The 24,464-nt window shown below is 30.9% G+C and carries 16 protein-coding genes and 2 tRNA genes; 6 read left to right on the forward strand and 12 right to left on the reverse strand.

Annotation, left to right across the window (positions count from 1 at the left end; genetic code table 11):
• Positions 1-77 precede the first annotated feature (77 nt).
• The 4 genes from BLU40_RS16425 to BLU40_RS16440 all read right to left on the reverse strand — a co-directional run bounded on the left by BLU40_RS16425 (position 78) and on the right by BLU40_RS16440 (position 5,551).
• Positions 78-2,384 (reverse strand): glycoside hydrolase family 65 protein, encoded by a 2,307-nt coding sequence (locus BLU40_RS16425; protein WP_090126269.1) that lies wholly within the window; start codon positions 2,382-2,384, stop codon positions 78-80.
• Positions 2,385-2,387: 3 nt separating this feature from the next.
• On the reverse strand, positions 2,388-3,044 hold the full coding sequence (gene pgmB, locus BLU40_RS16430) for a beta-phosphoglucomutase (protein WP_090126272.1): 657 nt from the start codon (positions 3,042-3,044) through the stop codon (positions 2,388-2,390).
• Between the two features lies 1 nt (position 3,045).
• Entirely contained in the window at positions 3,046-4,386 is a 1,341-nt protein-coding gene (locus BLU40_RS16435; RefSeq protein WP_090126275.1) for an MFS transporter, read from the reverse strand.
• Positions 4,387-4,531: 145 nt separating this feature from the next.
• Positions 4,532-5,551: a LacI family DNA-binding transcriptional regulator gene (locus tag BLU40_RS16440; protein WP_090126277.1), complete on the reverse strand. Its 1,020-nt coding sequence runs from the start codon at positions 5,549-5,551 to the stop codon at positions 4,532-4,534.
• A 347-nt stretch (positions 5,552-5,898) separates the two neighbouring features.
• Between BLU40_RS16440 and BLU40_RS16445 the strand changes: the two genes are divergently transcribed.
• The 5 genes from BLU40_RS16445 (at position 5,899) to BLU40_RS16465 (ending at position 16,126) form a co-directional block, all read left to right on the forward strand.
• Positions 5,899-8,808 carry a SusC/RagA family TonB-linked outer membrane protein gene (locus tag BLU40_RS16445; protein WP_090126280.1) on the forward strand — a complete coding sequence of 970 codons (2,910 nt, stop codon included), beginning with the start codon at positions 5,899-5,901 and terminating at the stop codon, positions 8,806-8,808.
• An 11-nt stretch (positions 8,809-8,819) separates the two neighbouring features.
• Positions 8,820-10,700, forward strand: a complete 1,881-nt coding sequence (locus BLU40_RS16450; protein ID WP_090126282.1) for a RagB/SusD family nutrient uptake outer membrane protein — start codon at positions 8,820-8,822, stop codon at positions 10,698-10,700.
• A 14-nt stretch (positions 10,701-10,714) separates the two neighbouring features.
• Positions 10,715-12,031: a SusE domain-containing protein gene (locus tag BLU40_RS16455; protein WP_090126285.1), complete on the forward strand. Its 1,317-nt coding sequence runs from the start codon at positions 10,715-10,717 to the stop codon at positions 12,029-12,031.
• A gap of 88 nt (positions 12,032-12,119) precedes the next feature.
• Entirely contained in the window at positions 12,120-15,410 is a 3,291-nt protein-coding gene (locus BLU40_RS16460; RefSeq protein WP_090126287.1) for an alpha-amylase family glycosyl hydrolase, read from the forward strand.
• Positions 15,411-15,412: 2 nt separating this feature from the next.
• Positions 15,413-16,126 (forward strand): hypothetical protein, encoded by a 714-nt coding sequence (locus BLU40_RS16465; RefSeq protein ID WP_090126290.1) that lies wholly within the window; start codon positions 15,413-15,415, stop codon positions 16,124-16,126.
• Positions 16,127-16,158: 32 nt separating this feature from the next.
• On the opposite strand, the gene BLU40_RS16470 is transcribed toward BLU40_RS16465, so the two are convergent.
• Positions 16,159-16,962, reverse strand: coding sequence for an alpha/beta hydrolase (locus BLU40_RS16470; RefSeq protein WP_090126293.1), 804 nt, complete (start codon positions 16,960-16,962; stop codon positions 16,159-16,161).
• A gap of 89 nt (positions 16,963-17,051) precedes the next feature.
• Here BLU40_RS16470 and BLU40_RS16475 point away from each other — a divergent pair, with 89 nt between their 5' ends.
• Positions 17,052-19,145: a M48 family metallopeptidase gene (locus BLU40_RS16475; protein WP_139170985.1), complete on the forward strand. Its 2,094-nt coding sequence runs from the start codon at positions 17,052-17,054 to the stop codon at positions 19,143-19,145.
• A 36-nt stretch (positions 19,146-19,181) separates the two neighbouring features.
• On the opposite strand, the gene BLU40_RS16480 is transcribed toward BLU40_RS16475, so the two are convergent.
• The 7 genes from BLU40_RS16480 to nhaD form a co-directional block, all read right to left on the reverse strand.
• Positions 19,182-19,259: transfer RNA gene (locus tag BLU40_RS16480), tRNA-Val, on the reverse strand.
• Positions 19,260-19,575: 316 nt separating this feature from the next.
• Positions 19,576-19,653: transfer RNA gene (locus BLU40_RS16485), tRNA-Val, on the reverse strand.
• A 115-nt stretch (positions 19,654-19,768) separates the two neighbouring features.
• On the reverse strand, positions 19,769-20,986 hold the full coding sequence (locus tag BLU40_RS16490; RefSeq protein WP_090126299.1) for a bifunctional folylpolyglutamate synthase/dihydrofolate synthase: 1,218 nt from the start codon (positions 20,984-20,986) through the stop codon (positions 19,769-19,771).
• Between the two features lie 6 nt (positions 20,987-20,992).
• Complete coding sequence (locus BLU40_RS16495) at positions 20,993-21,847, reverse strand: hypothetical protein (protein WP_090126302.1); 855 nt, start codon at positions 21,845-21,847, stop codon at positions 20,993-20,995.
• A gap of 3 nt (positions 21,848-21,850) precedes the next feature.
• On the reverse strand, positions 21,851-22,243 hold the full coding sequence (locus tag BLU40_RS16500) for an ExbD/TolR family protein (RefSeq protein WP_090126305.1): 393 nt from the start codon (positions 22,241-22,243) through the stop codon (positions 21,851-21,853).
• 1 nt (position 22,244) lies between these two features.
• Positions 22,245-22,937, reverse strand: a complete 693-nt coding sequence (locus tag BLU40_RS16505; RefSeq protein WP_090126307.1) for a MotA/TolQ/ExbB proton channel family protein — start codon at positions 22,935-22,937, stop codon at positions 22,245-22,247.
• Between the two features lie 111 nt (positions 22,938-23,048).
• A complete protein-coding gene (gene nhaD, locus BLU40_RS16510; protein ID WP_090126310.1) occupies positions 23,049-24,416 on the reverse strand; it encodes a sodium:proton antiporter NhaD in 1,368 nt (455 codons plus the stop codon).
• Positions 24,417-24,464 lie beyond the last annotated feature (48 nt).

Here is a 24,464-nt window from a genome sequence, read left to right on the forward strand (position 1 = left end):
TTAATTTAAGTTTTTAAAATGGGAATAAAAGGTATAAAATTTTGGTGGTTGAATTAAATTCAACCACCAAAATTTCTTTATAAAACTACTTCAACACTTGGTGTTAAAATAATTTCTTTATTATCTACAATTAGTTTAATTTCATTTTCAGATTCATTAAAGAATTTACATTCTGTTTGAGATTTGTAAACCTTAATAGTATTTCCTCTGAAATTAATTGTGAATGAATATGATTTCCATTCTTCAGGAATTTGAGGGTTGAACGCTAAAATTCCATCTTGCCAAACACGCATTCCTCCAAAACCTTGCACAACAGCCATCCACGTACCAGCCATACTTGTAATATGACAACCTTCGTGAACCTCGTGATTGTAATCATCTAAATCTAAACGAGAGGTGCGTAAATACATTTCGTACGCTTTTGGCATTCTGTCTATTGAAGCTGCCAAAATTGAATGTACACAAGGAGATAAAGAAGATTCGTGAACTGTTATTGGTTCATAAAAATCGAAATGACGTTCTAATTCTTCCTTTGAAAATCTATCTTCAAACAAATACATACCCTGAAGTGTATCTGCTTGTTTAATATAACAAGAACGCAAAATACGATCCCAAGACCATTTTTGATTAATTGGTCTTTGTGAAGCTTCTAATTTATCAGTTGGGATTAATTCTTTATCCAAAAATCCATCTTGCTGTAAATAAACATTGTGTTCTTCACTATATGGAAAATACATATTATCTGACACTTTTAACCACTCGTATGTTTCTTCTGCAGTTAAATTTGCTTTTTCAATAACACGGTCAAAATCTTCTTTGTAGTCTTCTTTTACTTTATTTAAACATTCAACAGTATACTCAATACACCATTTTGCTAAATAGTTTGTATAGTAATTATTGTTAATGTTATTTTCGTATTCATTTGGTCCTGTTACACCTAAAATTACATACTTGTCTTTTGCTGCTGAATAATTAGCACGTTGGTGCCAAAAACGAGCAATAGCAATCATTACTTCTAAACCAAATTCTGGAATATAAGCAAAATCTTGTGTGTAATTTACGTAGTTATAAATACCATAAATCATAGCTCCATTACGGTGAATTTCTTCAAACGTAATTTCCCATTCGTTATGGCATTCTTCACCATTCATAGTAACCATTGGATACAATGCAGCTCCATTAGTAAATCCTAATTTTTCTGCATTTTCAATAGCTTTATCTAACTGATTGTAACGGTATTTCAATAAGTTTTTTGCAACACTTTGATCTTTTGTTGCCATATAAAATGGAATACAATAAGCTTCCGTATCCCAATAAGTACTTCCTCCATATTTTTCTCCAGTAAACCCTTTTGGACCAATATTTAAACGAGCATCGGTTCCCATATAGGTTTGATTCAATTGAAAAATATTAAAACGGATTCCTTGTTGCGCTTTTACATCACCTTCAATTACAATATCCGCTGTTTTCCAAATTTCGTCCCAAGATTTAATTTGAGATGCTAGCAAAGCATTAAAACCTAAATTAGCAGCTTTTTCAACATTTAAAAATGAAGCTTCTACCAAATCTGCAATTTCATAGTTCATAGAACTCGTGTACGAAGCATATTTATAAATAGTAGCTACATCACCTTCTAAAACTTGTAATTTATAGGTGTGCGTAATTTTTTTCTCTTCTTTTGAAGTTTCTTTAGTTGCCGAAACTTCTTTATTATTAATAGCAAACGAAACTTGCATAGCTGTTGCTACGTGAAATTCAGTTTTTAAGGTTTTTGAAAGAATACACGCATTGTTATCCCCGTCAATTACTTCTAAAATTTCCCAGAAAAATTCATCATAGTTTGTATCTTCATTCATAATTCCTGAATCTACATACGGTGCAAATTCTATTGCTCCTGAAAAGTTAACAGCTTTTACACTGTATTCTATTGCTCCAACTTCGTTAATTTCTACTGAAACAAAACGTTTTGTTGTAACCTCAACTTTTTCTCCAGAAGGAATTTCAGCAGTAAAAGAACGACTTAACCAACCTTCTTTCATATTTAATTCACGCTTAAAATCTGAAATTTTACACGTATTTAAATCGAATGTTGTTCCGTTAATTTTAATATGAATACCAATCCAGTTCGGTGCATTTAACACTTTTGCAAAATACTCAGGATAACCGTTTTTCCACCATCCAACGCGTGTTTTATCTGGGTAATAAATACCTCCAATATAACTTCCTTGAAAAGTTTTTCCTGAATAATCTTCTTCAAAATTGGCACGTTGTCCCATAGAACCGTTACCTATACTAAACAAACTTTCAGATGCCTCTACATTATCAGCATCAAAGCCGTTCTCTATAATAGACCATTCACTAGGTACTATATAATTCTTATTCATTTTTTAGTTTATTAGTTGATTTAAAAATTCAGGAGTAAATCCTGTCATATCACCAAACACAAAATCAGCATGACCCAATACTTCTTTTTCTCCTATACCTACACAAGTCATATTTGCTGCTTTTGCTGCTTCAACTCCTGCTATAGCATCTTCTACTACTACACAGTTTTCAGTTTTCATTTCTAATTTTTTAGCTCCAATTAAAAATACTTCTGGATCTGGTTTTGCTTTACTAACATCGTTTCCATCAACTATTGCTGAAAAACGACTGTATAAACCGACCTTTTCTAAAATTAAAGGAGCATTTTTACTTGCTGAACCTAATGCATAGGTTATTTTATTTGCATCTAAATAGTTCAACAAATCATTTACACCAGGTAATATTTCATCAGAAGTCATTTTATTTACAAAACCTAAGTACTCTGTATTTTTTTGTACTAAGTATTTTTGTTTTTCTTCTTCTGAAATTTCAACCTTACCAATATTTAATAAGATTTCTAATGATTTAACTCTACTAACACCTTTTAATAGTTCATTATGCTCTTCAGTAAATTCGAACCCTAATTGGATTGCTAAATTTCTCCAAGCCAAAAAATGATATTTTGCAGTATCTACAATTACACCATCCAAATCGAATATAAATGCTATTTCTTTTTTCATTTTAATTATCTGTTATTACTTCGTCATCTACATCTTTTACTCTTACTACTAACATTGCTGCAATTAATAATGAAACACCACTAATTACAATAGCAAATATTGGATTTCCACCATAAACATACTTTACAATTGGCCCTCCAATTAGTGCGTTTATAATTTGAGGTAATACAATAAAGAAATTGAATATACCCATATAAACACCCATTTTTCTAGCTGGAATTGAACCTGCTAAAATTGCATATGGCATTGCTAAAATACTCGCCCAAGCAATACCAATTCCAAACATTGAAAGAAATAACCAGTTTTCATTTGGCACAAAATAGATTGAAATTAATCCTAGACCTCCACAAATTAATGAGAAAGCATGTGTCTTTTTTCTACCCAGTTTTTTTGCTATTGCAGGTAAAAAGAAAGCATACACAGCAGAAACAGCATTGTAAACCCCAAATAGAATTCCAACCCAATCACCTGCTTTTTGAAAAGCATCTCCGTGATCATCTAATGATAAACCGTAAATATGATGTGCAATTGCCGGTGTAGAAAACACCCACATTCCAAATAATCCAAACCAAGAGAAAAACTGAACAGAGCTCAATTGTTTCATTGTCAAAGGCATTTTCTTAAAATCAGAAAATATATTTAACAAACTCGATTCTTCCTCTTCCGGCTCTTCATCCTTAGACATTAAAGCTACTTCCTCTGGAGAATATTCTTTTGTTGTAAATACAGTTACTAAAATACTGATAACCAAAACCGAAGCTCCAATTATAAAAGACCATAATAAATTTGTTGGTACTGCTCCAGGCTCAGCTTCATTTACAACTCCAAACCAATTTGTAAGCACATACGGTAACCAAGATCCAATAACCGCACCAATACCTATAAGCACAGTTTGAATACTAAAACCTAATGTACGTTGATCTGATGGTAATAAATCTGCAACTAACGCTCTGAATGGTTCCATTGCTACATTAAACGAAGCATCCATAATCATTAACATACCAGCACCAACCCATAAAGCAGGCATAAATGCTGTAAACATATCTGCATTTGGCATTAAAATTAATCCCAGTGATGCTAACAATGCTCCTGTTAAAAAGTATGGTCTTCTTCTTCCTAGTCTAGTCCAAGTTTTATCGCTATAGTACCCAATTATTGGTTGAACAATTAAACCTGTTAAAGGTGCAACTATCCAAAACCAAGATAATTCGTGTACGTCGGCGCCAAAAATTTGCAATATTCTACTGGCATTGGCATTTTGCAAAGCAAAACCCATTTGAATTCCTAAGAATCCGAAACTCATATTCCAGATATCCCAGAAACTTAGTTTCCGTTTTTCCATAATGTTAATATTAAAATAGTATTACAACAATGCAAAGCTAATTTAGCCTCGATTGTTTATGTGAAGTGTGAAATAATGTAATACTTGTAAAATTGCTTTTACTTTGCAAATATATAAATAAATTATTGAGTTTATAAAATATTTATCATCTTTTTGTTGATTCTCTAATTTTTAAATTGGTTGAAATCACTTCTTTGTGATATTCTTTACCTGCAGTATGTTCTATTCTATTAATTAATAATTCTGCTGATTTTTGTCCCATTAAAAAACCGTGTTGAACTACCGATGTTAAAGGCGGTGAAGTAAATTCAGAAATTAGTCCACTTGTAAATCCAAGAACTGCAATATCATCCGGTATTTTATATCCTTTTTCTTTGGCAATTTTCATTGCAATTGCAGCGTAAATTTCATTCACTGCTAAAATTGCATCAGGCGCTTGCTCCAATTCAAAAACTTTTTCAATCTGCTCGTACAAATCCTCAGCATCATCTAACTTAAACACATAGTCTTCATCTACATCTAAACCTGCATTTTGCATAGCTTTTCGGTAACCAACTTTTCGCAAAGCTCCAACAGTAATAAAATCTTGAGTGGTTAATAAAGCAATTCTTTTCGAACCAATTTCTAATAAATGTTCTGCTGCGCTATAACCTCCTCCAATATCGTCAATAATAACTTTATCGCATTTTAAGGCATCATTAACTCTATCAAACAAAACCAATGGAAAATCTTCTTTTATTAGTTCTTCAAAATGATGATAGTTATCTTTTTTCTGTGTTCCACGTGCAATTGAAACTATTAAACCATCAATAGTTCCATTTGCTAAAACACTAATATTCGCAACCTCTTTTTCAAACGATTCGTTAGATAAACAAACCATTACATTATACCCTTTTTCATTAGCATACACTTCTATTCCGTCTATAACGGTAGAGAAAAAATGATGCACAATTTCTGGTATAATAACACCAATTACTGATGTTTTTTGATTTCTAAGTTGAAGCGCTAAACTATTAGGTTTATAGTTATAATAATCTGCAAAGGCTTTGATTTTATCACGTAATTCTCCACTAATTTCATTACTATTTTTTAAAGCTTTAGAAACAGTTGAAATTGAAACTCCAAATTCTCTTGCTATTTTCTTTAACGTTATTCTTTGCTTCATTTAAAAATTTTGAATTAGTAACTAATCTTACACCTTGTTTTACAAAGATAAAATTAATGTTTACAACAGTCACATACAAACATAATAAAAATAGCTAGTTTAATTTAAAATATAAAAAAATACACCTTAAAAAAATGCTATTTTCACAATTTCGTCCTTCAAAAACGAAAATTTACTCTAACGTTGTAGTAAAAAAGTTATGAACACGAAAACGTTGTAGTGACATTAAAAAAGACCGCTTCAATTGTTAAGTAAATGTTAAGTCCGTAAATTCACATAGTGAAATGTAAAGTAATTGTAATACAAATTTTTAAAACAAACCTTAATTAATAATTAACTTAAAATAGATGAAAAATTTTAGAATTTTTTTGTTTAGTGTCATACTTCTATTTCCTTTAGCAATGTTTGCTCAACAAGCAGTTAAAGGTAAAGTAACAGAAGCTTCCAGCGGCTCGGGCTTACCTGGTGTTGACATTTTAATTAAAGGAACCACTATTGGTACCTCTACAGATTTTGATGGAAACTATATTCTTGAAAATGTTAAAACTGGAGATATTTTAGTTGTTTCTTATATGGGATTCAAAACCCAAGAACTAACAGTAAACTCAACTACTATTAATGTTCAATTAGTAGAAGATACTGAATCTTTAGATGAAGTTGTTGTAATTGGATATGGATCTGTTAAGAAAGAAGATTTAACAGGATCTGCCGATTTAATTACTTCGGATGATTTTAATAAAGGAAACGTAGTTTCTGCTCAACAATTAATAAACGGTAAAGTTGCGGGTGTTTCTGTAACATCTGGTGGTGGAGCTCCTGGTGAGGGACAAAACATTGTTATTAGAGGTTTAGGATCTTTATCTTTAACTAGCTCTCCTTTAATTGTTGTTGACGGTGTTCCATTAAACGATGGTGGTGTTGGAGGTTCAAGAAATGTATTAAACCTTATAAATCCTAATGATATTGAAAGTATGGTGGTATTAAAAGATGCCTCTGCTACTTCAATTTACGGATCTAGAGCTGCCAATGGTGTAATTATGATTACTACTAAAAAGGGTAAAGACACAGAATTTAAATTTAACGTAAATTCTTCAACTACATTATATACTGCAATTGATGAAGTAGATGTAATGAATGCCGATCAGTTTAGTAATTTAATTGAACAAACTGGTGATGCTGATGCGATTGCAAGATTAGGAAATGCTGATACAAATTGGCAAGATCAAATTTATGTTGGAGCTATTGGTACAGACCATTCAATTAGTGCTTTAGGTAATGCTTGGGGTGTTCCAATGAGAGCTTCTGTTGGTCACTCAGACCACGAAGGTACTTTAAAAGGAGATGAATTTAAACGTACAACGGCTTCATTAAACTTATCACCTAGTTTTTTAGACGATCATTTAAAAATTGAATTAAATGCTCGTGGAATGTATACTGAAAACAAATTTGCAAATAGAGATGCAATTGGAAACGCTGCTTCTTTCGACCCAACACAATCTGTATATGACGAAAATTCAATTTTTGCCGGTTATTACGCTTGGACAGGAACAAACGGTTACCAATTAAACTTGGCTCCTACAAACCCTGTTGCTCAATTAGCTTTAAACCAAGATACTGCTGAAGTTAGAAGATTGGTAGGAAATGCAAAAGTTGATTATAAACTTCACTTTTTCCCAGATGTAACTGCAACTGTAAATGTTGGTTTAGATAAATCTAATAGCCACGGTAGAAATATAACTTCAGAGTTTATGCCAACTTCAGATACTAGTTGGAATGGTTCTAGAACTGCATTTACGCAAGAAGCTACAAATAAATTATTTGATGCTTATGTAACTTATAACAAAACATTTAACGAAGACCATTCTCTAAATTTTGTTGTTGGTCATTCATACCAATCATTTGAGTTCGACAACTATAGTTATGATAGTGAAGATGAAGAAGATGGTAATACTTATGAGTTTATTGATAAATCTAAAAATGTATTATTATCATACTTTGGTCGTTTAAATTATGATTATAAAGGAAAATATTTAGCGACTGCTACTTTAAGAGCAGATGCTTCGTCTAAATTAAATCCAGACGATCGTTGGGGATACTTCTCTTCATATGCTTTAGCTTGGAATATTCATAAAGAAGACTTTATGGAAGATGGTATTTTTAACGAATTAAAATTACGTGTTGGTTATGGTGAAGTTGGTAATGTAAATGGATTAGCAGATTACAAATTCTTAACAAGTTATTTAGCTAGTCAATCTACTGCTAATTATCAATTTGGAAATTCTTTCTATCAAACATACAGACCAGAACCTCTTAACGAAGAATTAAAATGGGAAGTTGGTAGAACTTTTAATGTAGGTATAGATTACGGACTTTTAGATAGAAGAATTACAGGTTCTGTAAATGTATATTTGAAAGAAACACAAGATTTAATAGCTTCTTCATTCGTAGATCCTTTTACAAATTTTGGAAACAGAATTGAAAAAAATATTGGAGATATGGAAAATAGAGGTATTGAATTTGTTATAAATACAACACCTGTTAAAACTGATGACTTTGAATGGAATGTAAACTATAACATTTCTTTTAATGATAATGAAGTAACCAAATTACCTTTCGACCAAGCTGTTGGAGGAATTAGTGGTGGAGTTGGTAACAACGTTCAGGTACATACAGAAGGTGAAGCACCATACAGTTTCTTAGTTTACGAACAAGTTTACGATGCTACTGGAAGCCCAATTGAAGGTGTTTTTGTTGATAGAAATGGAGATGATATTATTAATGATAACGATAGATACATTAATAATAATCCTTATGCTGATGTTTTAATGGGATTAAATACCAACTTTAGATATAAAAACTTTGATTTAGCAATTGTAACAAGAGCTAGTTTAGGAAATTACGCTTACGACAACGTTGCTTCAAGCACAAGTTATTTAAGAAGAGCTACAGAAAATAGCATTTTAACTAACCTACATACAGATCAATTTAACTCAGGTTTTGTAAACTCTACAGAAAATAGCCTACTAAGTGATTACTATATTTCTGAAGCTTCGTTCTTCAAAATAGATAATATTACCTTAGGTTATAACCTACCTAATGTTTTTAAAGATACTGCATTAAGAGTTTATGGTTCAATGCAAAATGTTGCTACCATAACAGATTACAAAGGATTAGATCCTGAAATAGATGGTGGTATAGATAATAATTTCTACCCAAGACCAAGATCAATTGTTTTTGGTGTTAATATTGACTTTTAAAAATAAAAGAAATGAAAGATATATTTAATAAAATCATATTTTCTCTTGCTATCTCAATGTTCATTGTATCGTGTCACGACGACTTAGATCAATCACCAATAGATCCAGATAGTTTTACACAAGAGGATGTTTTTGCTGATGCAAGCACAGCAAAAGGAGCATTAGCTAAACTATATGCTAGTTTAGCATTAACCGGACAAGAAGGACCTGCTGGTCAACCTGATATTGCAGATATTGATGAAGGTTTTTCTCAATACTCTAGAATGTTATTTAACTTAAATGAAATTACAACAGATCACGCCGTAGTTGGTTGGGGAGATCCAGGGTTACCAGATTTACACGGTTTATATTGGTCTAGTAGTAATGACTTTACTGAAGCAATGTACTCACGTTTAGCGCAAGTTGTTTCTTTTAGTAATTCATTTATTGCGAATGCTAGTGAATTATCTGAAACTGAAGTGGAAGCGTATATTGCTGAAGCTAGATTTTTAAGAGCTTTTGCATACTATAACTTAATGGATATGTACGCAAATGTACCTTTAACAACTGTAATTTCTACAGAGTTACCAATGCAAAGTAATAGAACCGAAATATTTGCTTTTGTTGAAGCTGAATTATTAGAAATTCAAGATATTTTATTAGCAGGTAATGAGTATGGTAGAGTTGATCAAGTTGCTGCTTGGGCTTTACTTTCTAAATTATACTTAAATGCACAAGTTTGGACAGGAACAGATCGTTTTGCAGACTGTGTTATATTTTCAGACAAAGTAATGAGTTCTTCATATTCAATTAATATGAACGATGCTAATGGAAATGGATCTGCTTACGACGAATTATTCTTAGCAGACAACAATACTAATGGTGCGCAAGATGAATTTATTTATGCTTTAAATTTCGATGGATTACAATCTCAAACTTACGGTGGAACAACTTTCTTAGTTCACGCTGCAATTGGAGGAAATATGGATGCTTCAGAATTTGGAGTTAACGGAGGCTGGGGAGGTCTAAGAACCACTAAAAGTCTTGTTAATAAATTTACTGTTGATACTGATGCTTTAAACGCTTCTTTAGGAACTCAATCTGATTGGGGGCTTGTTGGTAGCGCTACTCCAAACGGCTGGGATGGTCCTGATGCTGAAATGCACGAAACTGGAACAAACCAATACGCAATTTATGTAACTCTTGTGGATGGTGAGTTTAAATTCAGATTTGCTGAAGACTGGGGTAACAACTACGGAGATAATGATGCTGATAATACTATTGAACCTGACGGAAGCAACATTGCTGTTACAGCAGGAACTTATTATATTACTTTAGATCTTGATACTTTAACTTATACTATTGATCTTTATTTAGGAGATAAAAGAGGTATGTTCCACTCTGATGGGCAAAACCTTGAAATAGAATCTATTCCTCCTTTTGAAGATGGATACGCTGTTAAAAAGTTTAAAAATGTAGATTCAAACGGAAACCAAGGAAATGATGCTGGTGGAGATTTTGTTGATACAGATTTACCTTTAATTCGTTTGGCAGAAATTTACTTAAACTATGCTGAAGCTGCTTTAAGAGGCGGTGGTGGTGATTTAGGAACTGCAGTAAATAAAATTAACGAATTAAGAACAAGAGCTTACGGAGACACTTCTGGAAACATTTCAAGTTCAGATTTAACTTTAGATTTTGTATTAGACGAAAGATCAAGAGAATTATATTGGGAAGGTCAAAGACGTACAGATTTAGTACGTTACAATTACTTTACAACTGAATCTTACTTATGGCCATTTAAAGGTGATGAAGTTAATGGTCTTTCTGTTCCAGACTACAGAAATATATTCCCATTACCTATTAATGTTTTATCTACAAATCCTAACCTAACTCAAAACATAGGTTACTAAAAAATTAGAATAAAATGAAAAAATTAATAAACAAAACTGTCATATTACTTAGTTTCCTATTAGTTTTAGGAGCTTGTGATGACAAAGAAATTATAGAACTAAATCCTGATGCTAATACAGAAGTTAGCTTATCAACTAGCGCTGTATTATTAACAGAAGATACTGCAACAGATGAAATACTTACAGTTTCTTGGACAGATCCTAATTTTGGTTTTGATGCAGCTGCATCATATCAAATACTAATGGATTTTGCTGGTGGAGATTTTTCAGCACCGCAAATATCTGCAGTTGGATCTAGTCTTTCAAAAGTATTTACTGTTGAAGAATTAAATGGTAAATTATTATCATTAGGTATTAAACCTACTGAAGAAACAGATGTAGAACTAATAGTTCAAACAACTCTTAGTGATGCGCAAGTTATGCTTTCAGAGCCTATTACTTTAACCGTTACTGCTTACTCATCTCTTTTAGATTTATCTACAGCTTGGGGTGTTGTTGGTAGTGCAACTCCAGGTGCTTGGGGTAATGAAAACATTCCAGATATTCCTTTCTACACAACTTCTACACCAAATGTATTTGTTGCATATGCAAATTTACGTGATGGAGAAATTAAGTTTAGAAAAGATAATTTATGGACAGAGAACTATGGAGACACCGGAATGGATGGAACTTTAGATAACGCAGGAGATAATATTACAGTTTCTGCTGGTTCATATAAAATTACTATTAACCTAGATGCTCTTACTTGGGAAATGGAAGAATATACTTGGGGATTAGTTGGAAGTGCTACACCAAATGGTTGGGATGGACCTGACTTTAAATTAGAATACAATTCTTACCAAGATAATTGGGTTGGAATGGTAACTCTAACTGATGGTGAATTTAAATTTAGATTCAATAATGATTGGGGATTAAATTATGGAGATACTGGTTTTGATGGTTCTTTAGAAACTGGTGGTGACAACATTGCTGTTTCAGCAGGACATTACTTAGTAACTTTCGATTTAAATAACCTAACATATACTTTTGAAGAAACAGATGTTTGGGGACTTGTTGGAGATGCAACACCAAATGCTTGGGATGGACCAGACACTAAGTTTATTCCAGATTTTGGTATTAACGAAGGTTATTACTACATAAATGGTATCGAATTAACTGATGGAGAAATTAAAGTTCGTCAAAATGATGCCTGGGGATTAAATTATGGTGACGATGGAAATGACGGTTCACTAGAAGCTAATGGAGCTAATATTCCTGTAACCGCAGGAACTTATAACATAGAAGTTAACTTTTCTGTTACTCCACCTACAATAGCGGTTTACGCTTGGTAATAAAATTTATATTTTTAATAAAGGCTGCTTATTAAGCAGCCTTTATTTTCTACTACTAAAATACTTCTCAATTATAAAATTATTACAAATGAAAAAAGCAATACTTTTCTTATCAATACTATTTTCATTTAACCATGTATTTTCTCAAGTAACTACAGTACCAACTGTGCCTACTGCAACAAATGAAATTACTATAACTTTAAACACTACTGGTACAGGTTTAGAAAACTATACTGGAGATATTTACGCGCATACAGGTGTAACATATGGTGGTGCTCAATGGCAAAATGTTATAAGTGACTGGGGAGAAAATGACCAACCTAAATTAACTCAAGACACTACAAACTCTAACTTATATACATTAGTAATTACTCCTAATGTTTATGATTTTTATGGAGTAGCAACTACAGAAACTATTACTGAATTATGTTTTGTTTTTAGATCAGAAGATGGTTCACTACAAACAAGTCCTAATATTTTTGTAAAAATTTACGAAGAAGGTTTAAATATAGCCTTTACTTCACCTACCAATTACTCGGTATATAATTTAAATGACAATATTACTATTTCTGCAGAAGCTTCTATTAATGCAGATTTAGAATTATTTGTTGAAGGAACTTCTATTAAAACTTCAGCAAACACAAAAAATATATCTTCTACTTATAATCTTTCCTCAACAGGTAATCATATTTTAAAAGCTACTGCAAATACTTCTTCAGAAAATAAAGAAACTGAAATTTCTGTATACGTTAAAACTTCAACTCAAAATATAACAAAACCAAGTAATGCAAACTACGGCGTAACAATAAACAATGATAATTCAGTTACTTTTTTATTAAAAGCACCTAATAAAAATGATGTATTTTTAATTGGTGATTTTTCTGACTGGCAATTAAATGCAGCCTACCAAATGCATAAAGATGGTGAAGATTTTTGGATTACAATTCCAGGTTTAGATATAGACACAGAATATGCGTATCAATATTTTATAGATTATTCAATTAAAGTTGCCGATCCTTATTCGGAAAAAATATTAGATCCTTGGACAGATCAATATATTAAAGATGGTAACTATCCAAACTTAAAAGAATACCCAACAAACTTAACTGAAGGTTATGTTTCTACTTTTTTAATAAACGAAACTCCATACACTTGGAATGTTGCAGATTTTACAAAACCAGCTCAAGATAATTTAATTATTTACGAACTTCATATTAGAGATTTTACTGAATCTGACTCTTATAACGAAGCTTTAACAAAACTAGATTATTTAGAAAGTTTAGGTATTAATGCTATTGAATTAATGCCTATAAATGAGTTTGAAGGTGCAGATAGTTGGGGTTATAACCCTGCATTATATTTTGCACTTGATAAAGCATACGGAACAAAAAACAATTTCAAAAAATTTGTAGATGAATGTCATTCCAGAGGAATTGCTGTTTTAGCTGATGTTGTTTTTAATCATTCTTACGGACAATCTCCTTTGGCACAAATGTATTGGAATAATGCTGATAACAAACCCGCTGCAGATAATCCTTGGTATAACGAAGACCATAATTTTATTGATAATACCTCAGCTCATTGGGGATCAGATTTTAATCACGAATCTACTTATACGGTAAACTTTTTTAACGATGTTTTATCGTATTGGATAAACGAATATAAAATTGATGGTTTTAGATTCGATTTCACAAAAGGTTTCTCTAACACACAATGGTCTGGTACAGACAATTGGGCAAGTACGTATGATGCTGCAAGAATTTCAATTTTAAAAAATTATGCGGACCACGTTTGGAATGAGGCTCCAACTAACAAACCGTATGTAATTTTTGAACATTTATCTGATAACACAGAAGAAACAGAATTAGCAAATTATGGAATTATGCTATGGGGTAATCTAAACCATAACTACAACCAAAACACTATGGGTTGGACAAGCGACACAGACGTTTCGTGGATGTCATACAAAGAACGAGGATGGAATACTCCAAATGTTGTTGGTTATATGGAAAGTCATGACGAAGAACGTTTAATGTATAAAAACTTAACCTATGGAAATGATTCTAACAACGATTATAATGTTAAAAATTTAAATACAGCTTTAGCAAGACAAGAATTAGCTGGTATGTTCTTTTTCACTATTCCTGGGCCAAAAATGATTTGGCAATTTGGTGAATTAGGTTATGATATTAGTATTGATGAAAATGGTAGAGTTGGTAGAAAACCAATTCATTGGGATTATGAAAACAATGCTAACAGAAAACACATATACAGTACTTGGCAAACTTTAATTGAATTTAAAAAGCAACAACCAGTTTTTAATTCAACCGATTTTACATTAAATGTTGCAAACCTTACAAAAACAATTACTTTAAAACATAGTAGTATGGATGTTGTTTTGGCTGGTAATTTTGATGTTACAGAAAAACCTGTTACAATTCAGTTTACAAAAACAGGAACTTGGTATGAGTATTTTACAGGTGAAGAAAAAACAATTACTTCAACTTCAGAAAGTATAACATTAAACCCTGGTGAATACAAATTATATTCAACAGTAAAACTAGCTGATCCCCGTGGAGGTACTTCAACAGACGATAGCGATAATGATGGTGTTGTAGATACAGAAGATTTATGCCCAAATACAATGGAAGGAGTTACAGTTAATTCAACAGGGTGTAAAATTTTCTCATTAGCTTACAATAACTTTACAATAGAAACTGTTGGTGAAACTTGTGATGGAGAAAATAATGGACAACTATTAATTTCAGCAATAGAACCGCTAAACTATACAGCTATACTAGATGGCACAAATTACACTTTTAGTAATTCTACAACTATTGAAGGTTTAAGCCCTGGCACATATAATTTATGCATAACTGTTGAAGGTGAAACGTATGAGCAATGCTATTCTATTACTATTGAAGCAGCAGCAACTATTTCGGGTAAATCCAGTGTCCAGTCGGGTAGAATGAGTGTTATTATTGATGAAGGAACAGCACCTTATAACGTAACTATAAATGGTGTTTCTATATTTGAAACAAGCTCAAAAACTTTTGATTTTAATATTTTAGAAGGAGATACTATCGAAATTTCTAGTAAAAACGACTGTGAAGGTAAAATTTATGAATCTATAAACCATTCTAATTTAGCTACCGTATATCCCAACCCAAATAAAGGGTTATTTGAAATTGTAATTCCTGAAAGTGACAGCCAAGTTAAAGTAGAAATATTAAATATATATGGCCAACTTATAAAAAAATTAAACACAAAAATTAGCGCTGGAAAGATTAATATTAATATTGAAAACCTACCAAAAAGTTTGTATATTGCAAACGTTTACGCAAATAGTAGATATACTTTTAAAATTATAAAAAATTAAAAATGAGAAAATTTCTTTATTTAGCAGTTATTGCAGTTGGTTTTTGGTCATGTGGTGGATCTAGTGGTGGTGGTGATACTCCTCCAACCCCAGAACCTGAAGAAAACAATGCTCCTTCTAGCCCTAGCTTAACTCAACCAGCAAACAATTTATTATGTATTGATAATAATTTAACGTTCCAATGGGGTGCTGCAACAGATCCAGATGGAGATGCTGTAAAATATTTATTAGAAATTTCTACAAATAATCAATTCTCATCAATTGAGCATAGTTTTTCTAACTTAACAGGTACTTCAAAATCTGTAACTTTAGATAAAGGTGTTGCTTATTACTGGAGAGTTAAAGCAACAGATACTGAAAATGCAAGTAGTGGATATTCTTCTACTTACCAATTTTATACTGAAGGTGTTGGAATAGTAAACCATTTACCTTTTTCTCCAGAATTAATTAGCCCAGTTTTAAATTCAGTAGTTACTACAGCAGCAACTACTAGTTTAGAATGGAATGCTAGTGATGCTGATACTGCTGACACACTTGCTTATGATGTATATTTTGGAACAGATAATCCTCCAGCAACTGTAGTTTCTGCAGATCAAGCAGAAAAAACTTACACTGCTACTATTGCAGGAACAACTACTTACTATTGGAAAGTTGTTGTAAAAGACGATAAAGGTGGAGCTACAATTGGTCAGGTTTGGAAATTTACAACCGATTAAATTTAGTTTTAAACATATATAAAATAAGCCAACTAATTAGTTGGCTTATTTTTTTTTATAAACGTTTTAAATGCTGCCCAGTAAGCTTCGCTCCCATCGGTTGAATCCCATAAAGCTCTCGAACCGTGTATTCCTTCTTTTTCAGATTTAAAATGTGTTAAAACCTCTAAATTTAGTAATGACACTAATTCTTCTAAATCTTTAGTTTCCTTTTTTGACGAAGTAACAAAAACTGGTTTATCAATTCCTTCAATTAACTCTTTTACATTCATATTTTTAAAATACTCTCCAGGACTAAAAGCAGCTATTGCTTTCACTTTTTTTGAAGATTTACCAACAAGTAAAGCTAGCGTTGCAGAATAAGAACTACCAACCAACATAATTGGCTGATTCCCATTTGTTTCGTAAACATAATCTATAGCAGCTTCAATATCTTGTTTAGCATCTAAATAACCTGTTGATAACCCCTTATCTATAGCTTTTAAGACTGTTTCATTCTTTAAACCATTAACTTCTTTTCCTGAACGCTGATCTATAGCTACGCAAGAAAACCCCAAATGGTTTAATTTAATTGCAGTATCTCTATATTCCCCTCTGCTATACCCCGCTTGATGACATAATAAAATAGTAGGTTTCATTTCATTTACCTCATAAAAATCTGCTGAAATTGGCAAACTATCTTTTGAATAAAAAACTTTTTTTACAACAAAAATATTCGGTAACATCTTGTTTTCCAACTCTTTAGAATCGTTTAGAAAATCTTTTTCTTTTTTTTCAGAAGCAAACTTGCAAGAAGTAATTAAAAAACAGAACATTAAAAAGTAAAATAGCCTCATATTTTTTTGGTTTTAAAGCTTGAATTAGCGTAAACCAAAGTTAATAAAATGATTTAAATCAGTTTAATCCTAAATTTTTAACTATACATTTGAAAGAATCACTTATTTTTACATATGCTATGATAAAAAATGAGATAACTTCATCTGATGAATTTATTAAATCTACAATAAAAGCCATTGTTTCTATTGTTGCATTTACATTGCTATATATACTACTTTTTCTATTAGCGATTGGATTAACTATACTTTGTGGTTATGGTGCTATACTAGTTATAGCAATAAAACCAAATTTTATAACTTTAGCTCTTGGTTTCGGTCTGGCAAGTATGGGCTTTATGGTACTATTATTTTTAATTAAATTTTTGTTTAAAACACATAAAACAGACAAATCTCATTTAATAGAAATAACTAAAAATGAAGAACCTAAATTATTTCAATTAATTGATGAATTAACAACTACAATAGATACACAAAAACCCAAAAGAGTTTATTTATCTCCAGATGTAAATGCTTCAGTGTTTTACGATTCAAATTTTTGGAGTATGTTTTTTCCTATTAAAAAAAACTTAGTAATTGGTTTAGGATTAATTAATGCATTAACTGAAGAAGAATTAAAAGCAATTCTATCTCACGAATTTGCACATTTCTCACAAAGCACTATGAAGGTTGGCAGTTATGTTTATAGCGTAAATAATGTTATACACAATCTATTATACGACAATGAATCTTATGAAAATATGATTTCAAAGTGGTCTGAAGCAAGCGGCTATTTTTCTATTTTTATGATATTAGCAGTTAAAATAGTTTCTGGTATCCAATGGATTCTTAGACAAATGTACAGCTATGTAAATACTCGGTATTTAAAGCTATCTAGAGAAATGGAATTTCAAGCTGATGAAATTGCAGCTTATGTAACTGGTTCAACTCCACTTATAAATTCGCTACTAAGAATGGAGCTAATTGATTATTCTTTTAACAATACTATTAGCTTTTATGAACAAAAAATTGAAAGTAATATAAAACCAAAAAACATTTATCACAATCAGTTTGATGTTCTTAACTTTCTCGCTGATCAAGACAGTTTAAAAATTAAGCAAGATTTACCACAAGTTTCTATAGATGATTTAAACAAGTATAATAAATCTAAACTAAACATAGATAATCAATGGGCTTCTCATCCAAGTACTAAAGATAGGGTTGAAAAACTAAAGGCAATAAATGTAAAACCTTCAAATGCAAAAAACTCAAGTGCAAACTCAATTTTAAATAGCCATATTAAAAGACAGCAACAATTAACAGATCATATTTTTAAAGATGTTGAATATTCAAATAACAACTTTAAAGAATACTCACCTTCAGATTTTATAAACGAATATGAGACATATCATATCGACAATTCTTTCGATCCTATATTTAAAGGGTATTATGATATAAAAGACATTGCTAATTTTGAGCTTCACCAATTTTTAAATGATGAATCAATTAACTTTAAAAGTTTATTCTCTTCTGAAATTTTAGAGGATGTTATACAATATGAAGCTAACAAAACGGACATCGATGTTTTAACCAAAATAAAAAACAAAGAATTTAAAATCAAAACTTTTGATTATGATGGAGAAGTATATAACTCCAAACACAGCGCTACAATTATTAATAATTTAAAAAAAGAAACTAAACTTCTAAAAGAAAAAATTCATTCAAATGATATAAACATTTATTTATTTTTCAAAAAAATTGAAAAAGACAATCTTAAAACAGAAAAACTTACAACTCTTTATAAAAATTACTTTGAATATTATAATAAGTTCGAAAACTTAATAACTGTTTATAACGACATTTCAGAAGCATTACATTTTCTACAAAACAACACTAAATTTGAAGCAATAAAAACTAATTTCAAACAAGTTAAGTTAATAGAAAAACGTTTAAAACAACATATAGACTATCTATACACTAATCAATTATTTAAAACAATTATTACTGCTGATATAGATAAAGTTTTAAAAAAATATAAAAACGCCAATTACACCTATTTTGATAATAATAGCTATCTAGAAAATGAATTAGAGATCTTATTTACTGTAATTAATTTTTACCAACATATTATTTCAAAGGGGCAATTTATTGTTAAAAAAGAAATAATTGATTATCAAAAAGAGCTTACAAACTACTTAAGTATTTAACAAAAAAAATCCTACTATTTCTAGTAGGATTTACTTTGGTGGGCAATGAGGGATTCGAACCCCCGACCCCCTCGGTGTAAACGAGGTGCTCTGAACCAACTGAGCTAATTGCCCTAAGCGGATGCAAATATATAACGAGTTTTCTTATTAAACAAAGGTTTTCTTTTAAAAAAGTAAAATTATTTATTTCAGATAAAAAAGACCACAAGTATGTAGGTAGAAGTAATTCTAAAAATAAACTATAAATGCCCTCTTAAAAATAAAAAACCCTCATAAGCTAAACGCTCAGAGGGAAAATTGCTATGAAAAAGATGTAGATCATTAAATCTACAATGCAAATGTAACAAAAGTAACTTAACTAATATATGATATTTATCATATATTTATTTTTACACAAAAAAAATCCTACTATTTCTAGTAGGATTTACTTTGGTGGGCAATGAGGGATTCGAACCCCCGACCCCCTCGGTGTAAACGAGGTGCTCTGAACCAACTGAGCTAATTGCCCTAAGCGGATGCAAATATATAACGAGTTTTCTTATTAAACAAAGGTTTTACAACTAAAAAATAAAGTTTTTCATCATATACACGTTAACTTATATAATATCAACCATATAGAATATTTAAATTACTTCAGCAACTACAAAGGTACTTCCTCCAATAAATATTAAGTCATTTTCTAATGAGTTTTTCTTTGCACTTTCAAAAGCTTCATTAACTGAATTGTAACAATCACCTATTAATTTGAATTTTAAAGATTCTTTTTGAAGAATAGTAGCATCTAATCCTCTTGGAATATTAGGTTTACAAAAATAGTAGGTTCCATTTTTAGGAAAAAGTGGTAGAACACTACCTAAATCTTTATCATTTACAACACCTAACACAATATGCAAATTATTATAAGACTCTTCATTTAATTGTTGCATTATGTATAGAAGCCCTTCTTTATTATGGCCTGTATCACAAATTACTTTTGGGCTTTGTTGTAAAATTTGCCACCTACCTAATAACTGCGTATTTTTAACAACGTTCAATAATCCGTTTTTTAAATTTTCTTTGGAAACATTAAAACCTTTTTCGTTTAATAATTCAATAGTTAAAACTGCTGCTTTCACATTTTTATGCTGATATAGACCTAATAAATCTGTTTTAAAGCTACTTTCTATATTTTTAGAGGCAATGTTAAGCTTGGCTTTTTTCTCTTCTGCAATATCTTTAAATACTGAAATTACTTCATTTTGAAATTCGCTAACTACAATAGGAACATTTTGTTTAATAATACCAGCTTTTTCAAAAGCAATTTCGGGTAAGGTTTCACCTAAAAATTGTGTATGATCTAAGCCAATATTTGTAATTACAGAAACTTCTGGAGTAATAATATTAGTAGAATCTAACCTTCCTCCTAATCCTACTTCAACAATGGCAATATCTACTTGCTGTTTCGCAAAACAATCGAAAGCTAGCCCAACAGTCATTTCAAAAAAAGACAGTTTGTTTTTTTCTAAAAATGCTTTATTATCTGAAATAAAATTAACAACATCACTTTCTAAAATAACGTTACCATTAATTTTAATTCGTTCTCTAAAATCCTTTAAATGTGGAGAAGTGTATAATCCAACTTTATAACCAGCTTCTTGTAAAACAGAGGCCAACATATGACTTGTAGAGCCTTTGCCGTTAGTACCAGCTACGTGAACAGATTTAAACTTTTTTTCAGGAAAATTTAAATGCTTACTTAAAGCTAACGTGTTTGATAAATCTTTTTTGAATGCTGTTTTACCTTGCCTTTGATACATTGGCAATTGCGAAAACATCCAATCTACGGTTTCCGTGTAATTCATTAAAATTTATTGAGATAATGAAAATCTATATTTAATAGTTCCAAATTGTTTTGAAGGCGCCTTAGAATCTGCATTCCATTTTGTTTTTAATGCAGCTAATTTTGCTTGAGATAATAAACATTGTGCTGTATTTGTAGTACCTTTTGCTCCTGGAGAAGCTTTTATTACCTTACCATTTCTATCAACTTCAATTCTAACAACAACCAAACCTTCTTCATCACAATCATATTTTGGTTTTGGTTTGGATAAAGGTTTTCGGTTTCCTAAGTTATAGTTTCCATTTCCTCCACTACCACCATTTCCATAATAACCATCGGCATTTGGATCTCCATTTATTTTACCTTTATCACCATTAATATTATCATTTCCTTGACCACCAGTAGTTGTTCCGTCAGAATTTTTAACACCATTAATTAAATTATCTAAAGCCTTCTTTTTAGCATCTTGTTCCGCTTTTTTCTTTGCAATAGCTTCTAATCGTTCCTTTTCAATACGAGCTTCTTCATCTGCTTTCCTCTTTGCTTCTTGTTTCTTTTTTATTGCAATAGCATCTTCGGTATTTTGAGTTATAACTTCTTCAGTAACATCGTTTGTATTGTCTACCGTTTGTTTTACTTCTTCTACCTCTTCAATTTCCTCCTCAACAACTTTTTCTTGAGTTGTAGTTTTTATTGGTTCTGTTGGTTGAATATCTCCTTTACCAAAATCCGAAGTTCCAAAATTTACAGCAATACCATATTCTTCTGGCGGGTCTAAATAATTCAATCCAAAAAAGAAAACACCAACTAACAACAAGCTCATAATTACACTTGTTATTGCAGCTGATTTTCGTTTGTTTTTTGTATCTAAAATATTTGACATAATTTATTTTGGTCTAACTGCTAATATTACTTTAAATCTATTTCTGTTTGCTATATCCATAACCTTTACAGCTTTTTCAATAGGCACTCCTTGCTCGGCTCTTAAAACAATAGTTGGATTATCTTTACCTGCTAATAAAGCTAACAAATCTCGTTCCAAACTTTTTTCGCTTACTTTTTTATTATCTATATAATAAGCTAATTTTTTAGTAATGCTTATTGAAACAGACTTTCTATTTTCAGTTTTACCGCTTGCTTTAGGCAATAAAATATCTAAAGCACTTGTAGTTACTAAGGTTGAAGTTATCATAAAAAATATAAGCAGCAGAAACACAATATCCGTCATAGACGACATATTGAAATTTGGATTTATTTTATTTCTTCCTCTAATATTCATATTAAATAGGTTCGTTCAAAAGATCTAAAAACTCTACAGATTTGGCTTCCATTTCATATACAACTTTATTAGTACGTACTACTAAATGGTTGTATTGAATGTATGAAATAATACCAACTATTAAACCAGCAACAGTAGTTGTCATTGCCGTATACAAACCATCAGAAAGCATTTTTATATCTATTTGGCCTCCTGCATTTGCTATTTCGTGTATAGCTACAATCATACCTATTACAGTACCTAAAAACCCAATCATAGGTGCTGCACCAGCAATAGTTGCTAATACTGGTACGTTTTTTTCTAATTTATAAATTTCTAATCTACCTGCGTTTTCGATAGCTGTATTAATATCTTCTAAAGGTTTTCCTATTCTTGAAATTCCTTTTTCAACTAAACGAGATGCTGGTGAATTAGTTTGAGTGCATAACATTTTTGCAGCATCTAATTTTCCATGTGATACATTGTCTCTTATCTGATTCATAAAATTACTATCTGTTTTCGAAGCAGCTCTAATAGTAAAAAATCGTTCAAAATAAATATAAAGGGCAACGGTTAATAACACTACTAATAATGCTATAATAATTTGGCCTCCAATACCACCATCCATAATTAACTTATAGATAGATAGTGTTTTTTCTTCTGAAATAGCATCTGCTAAAACTTCAGTTGAATCTTGTAACATACTTAATAACATAGATTTATTTTTATTGTTCTTTAACGAATATTTTTTCTGAAAATTGCTTAGTTATGTTCAATAAAAAAAACCAAGAGTATTCTCTTGGTTTTTTTAAAGTTTTATATTTTTTTAAAAAATTGCTGTTAAACCTAAAAATGCAGCGGCACCAACAATAAAACCAACTGCTGCTAACCAACTTATTTTTTTGAAATACCAGAAAAAATCAATTTTCTCCATTCCCATAGCAACAACTCCAGCTGCAGATCCAATAATTAACATACTTCCCCCTGTTCCTGCAGAAAATGCAATAAAATGCCATAAATGACTATCTACTGGTTCTTGGAACATTCCCATACTTGCAGCAACTAACGGTACATTATCTACAATTGCAGAACCTACACCTAGTAACATAATTACAATATCCGTATTTGGAATAATTGTTTTTAAAGATTCAGCTCCTATAAACAACATTCCTAAAGATTCTAATGCCGCAACTGCCATTAAAATTCCGAAGAAAAATAATACGCTTGGCATTTCAATTTTTGTTAATGATTTATGCACAGGGCTATGGTAACCTGCAGAGTCTTGACCTTCAGTATCTACAGCACTTGAAATACTAAATTGAGATCTACTATAAATTTCAGCAAAAATACCAACAACAGATAATGATAACATCATACCTACATATGGCGGTAAATGTGTTACTGTTTTAAATATTGGAACAAACATAATTGCACCTAAACCTAAATACAACATGGTTGGGCCGTATTTATTTGTTGCACTTTCTTCTTTTACTATAACATTTTTTATTTCCCCTTTAAAAGGCTTCATAAATGATGCTATAAAAGTAGGAACTGCCATACATAATAATGAAGGAACAATTAAATATTCTATTAATTTAGCCGTAGTTACTTTTTTACCAATCCAAAGCATTGTAGTAGTAACATCTCCAATTGGAGACCAAGCTCCTCCAGCATTTGCAGCAATAATAATTAAACCAGCAAACCATAAACGTGTATTCTTATCGTCTATAATTTTTTGCAGAATTGTAATTAGTACAATAGTAGCCGTTAGGTTATCTATAATTGCAGAAAGAATAAAAGCTAAAAAAGCAAAAATCCATAATAATTTTTTCTTGTTTTTTGTTTTAATGTAGTTTTTAAAGGTAGCAAAACCATCAAAATAATCAATAATTTCAACAATGGTCATTGCTCCTAATAAAAAGAATAAAATCTCCGCTGTTTTACCTAAATGATGTAATAATGTTTCTTCTAACAGATGATGTTTCTCATCAGCAGAAAAACTTGAAAATCCTTCAACTAATTTATGCCCTGCTGAATCAAACCAATTTGGGAAGGTTTCTATTCCAAAAGCTACTAACGCCCACAAAATGGCCATCATTGCCAATGCAGGAATTAACTTATCTAATTTTAAACTATGTTCTAATGCTATTGCTAAATACCCTCCAATAAAAATTAGAATAATTAATGTTTCCATGAAATTTATGTTTATTATATATAAAAATTATTTTTTTACTTCTAAAAA

Source organism: Lutibacter oricola, from assembly GCF_900106565.1.
GTDB lineage: Bacteria > Bacteroidota > Bacteroidia > Flavobacteriales > Flavobacteriaceae > Lutibacter > Lutibacter oricola.

Excerpts from the sequence above, each read along its gene's own strand:
- BLU40_RS16470 (WP_090126293.1), bottom strand. The coding sequence starts at position 16,962 with ATGAGGCTATTTTACTTTTTAATGTTCTGTTTTTTAATTACTTCTTGC.
- BLU40_RS16450 (WP_090126282.1), top strand. The coding sequence starts at position 8,820 with ATGAAAGATATATTTAATAAAATCATATTTTCTCTTGCTATCTCAATG.
- BLU40_RS16440 (WP_090126277.1), bottom strand. The coding sequence starts at position 5,551 with ATGAAGCAAAGAATAACGTTAAAGAAAATAGCAAGAGAATTTGGAGTT.
- nhaD (WP_090126310.1), bottom strand. The coding sequence starts at position 24,416 with ATGGAAACATTAATTATTCTAATTTTTATTGGAGGGTATTTAGCAATA.
- BLU40_RS16495 (WP_090126302.1), bottom strand. The coding sequence starts at position 21,847 with ATGTCAAATATTTTAGATACAAAAAACAAACGAAAATCAGCTGCAATA.
- BLU40_RS16435 (WP_090126275.1), bottom strand. The coding sequence starts at position 4,386 with ATGGAAAAACGGAAACTAAGTTTCTGGGATATCTGGAATATGAGTTTC.
- BLU40_RS16460 (WP_090126287.1), top strand. The coding sequence starts at position 12,120 with ATGAAAAAAGCAATACTTTTCTTATCAATACTATTTTCATTTAACCAT.
- BLU40_RS16490 (WP_090126299.1), bottom strand. The coding sequence starts at position 20,986 with ATGAATTACACGGAAACCGTAGATTGGATGTTTTCGCAATTGCCAATG.
- BLU40_RS16425 (WP_090126269.1), bottom strand. The coding sequence starts at position 2,384 with ATGAATAAGAATTATATAGTACCTAGTGAATGGTCTATTATAGAGAAC.
- BLU40_RS16445 (WP_090126280.1), top strand. The coding sequence starts at position 5,899 with ATGAAAAATTTTAGAATTTTTTTGTTTAGTGTCATACTTCTATTTCCT.
- BLU40_RS16505 (WP_090126307.1), bottom strand. The coding sequence starts at position 22,937 with ATGTTATTAAGTATGTTACAAGATTCAACTGAAGTTTTAGCAGATGCT.
- pgmB (WP_090126272.1), bottom strand. The coding sequence starts at position 3,044 with ATGAAAAAAGAAATAGCATTTATATTCGATTTGGATGGTGTAATTGTA.
- BLU40_RS16455 (WP_090126285.1), top strand. The coding sequence starts at position 10,715 with ATGAAAAAATTAATAAACAAAACTGTCATATTACTTAGTTTCCTATTA.
- BLU40_RS16465 (WP_090126290.1), top strand. The coding sequence starts at position 15,413 with ATGAGAAAATTTCTTTATTTAGCAGTTATTGCAGTTGGTTTTTGGTCA.
- BLU40_RS16500 (WP_090126305.1), bottom strand. The coding sequence starts at position 22,243 with ATGAATATTAGAGGAAGAAATAAAATAAATCCAAATTTCAATATGTCG.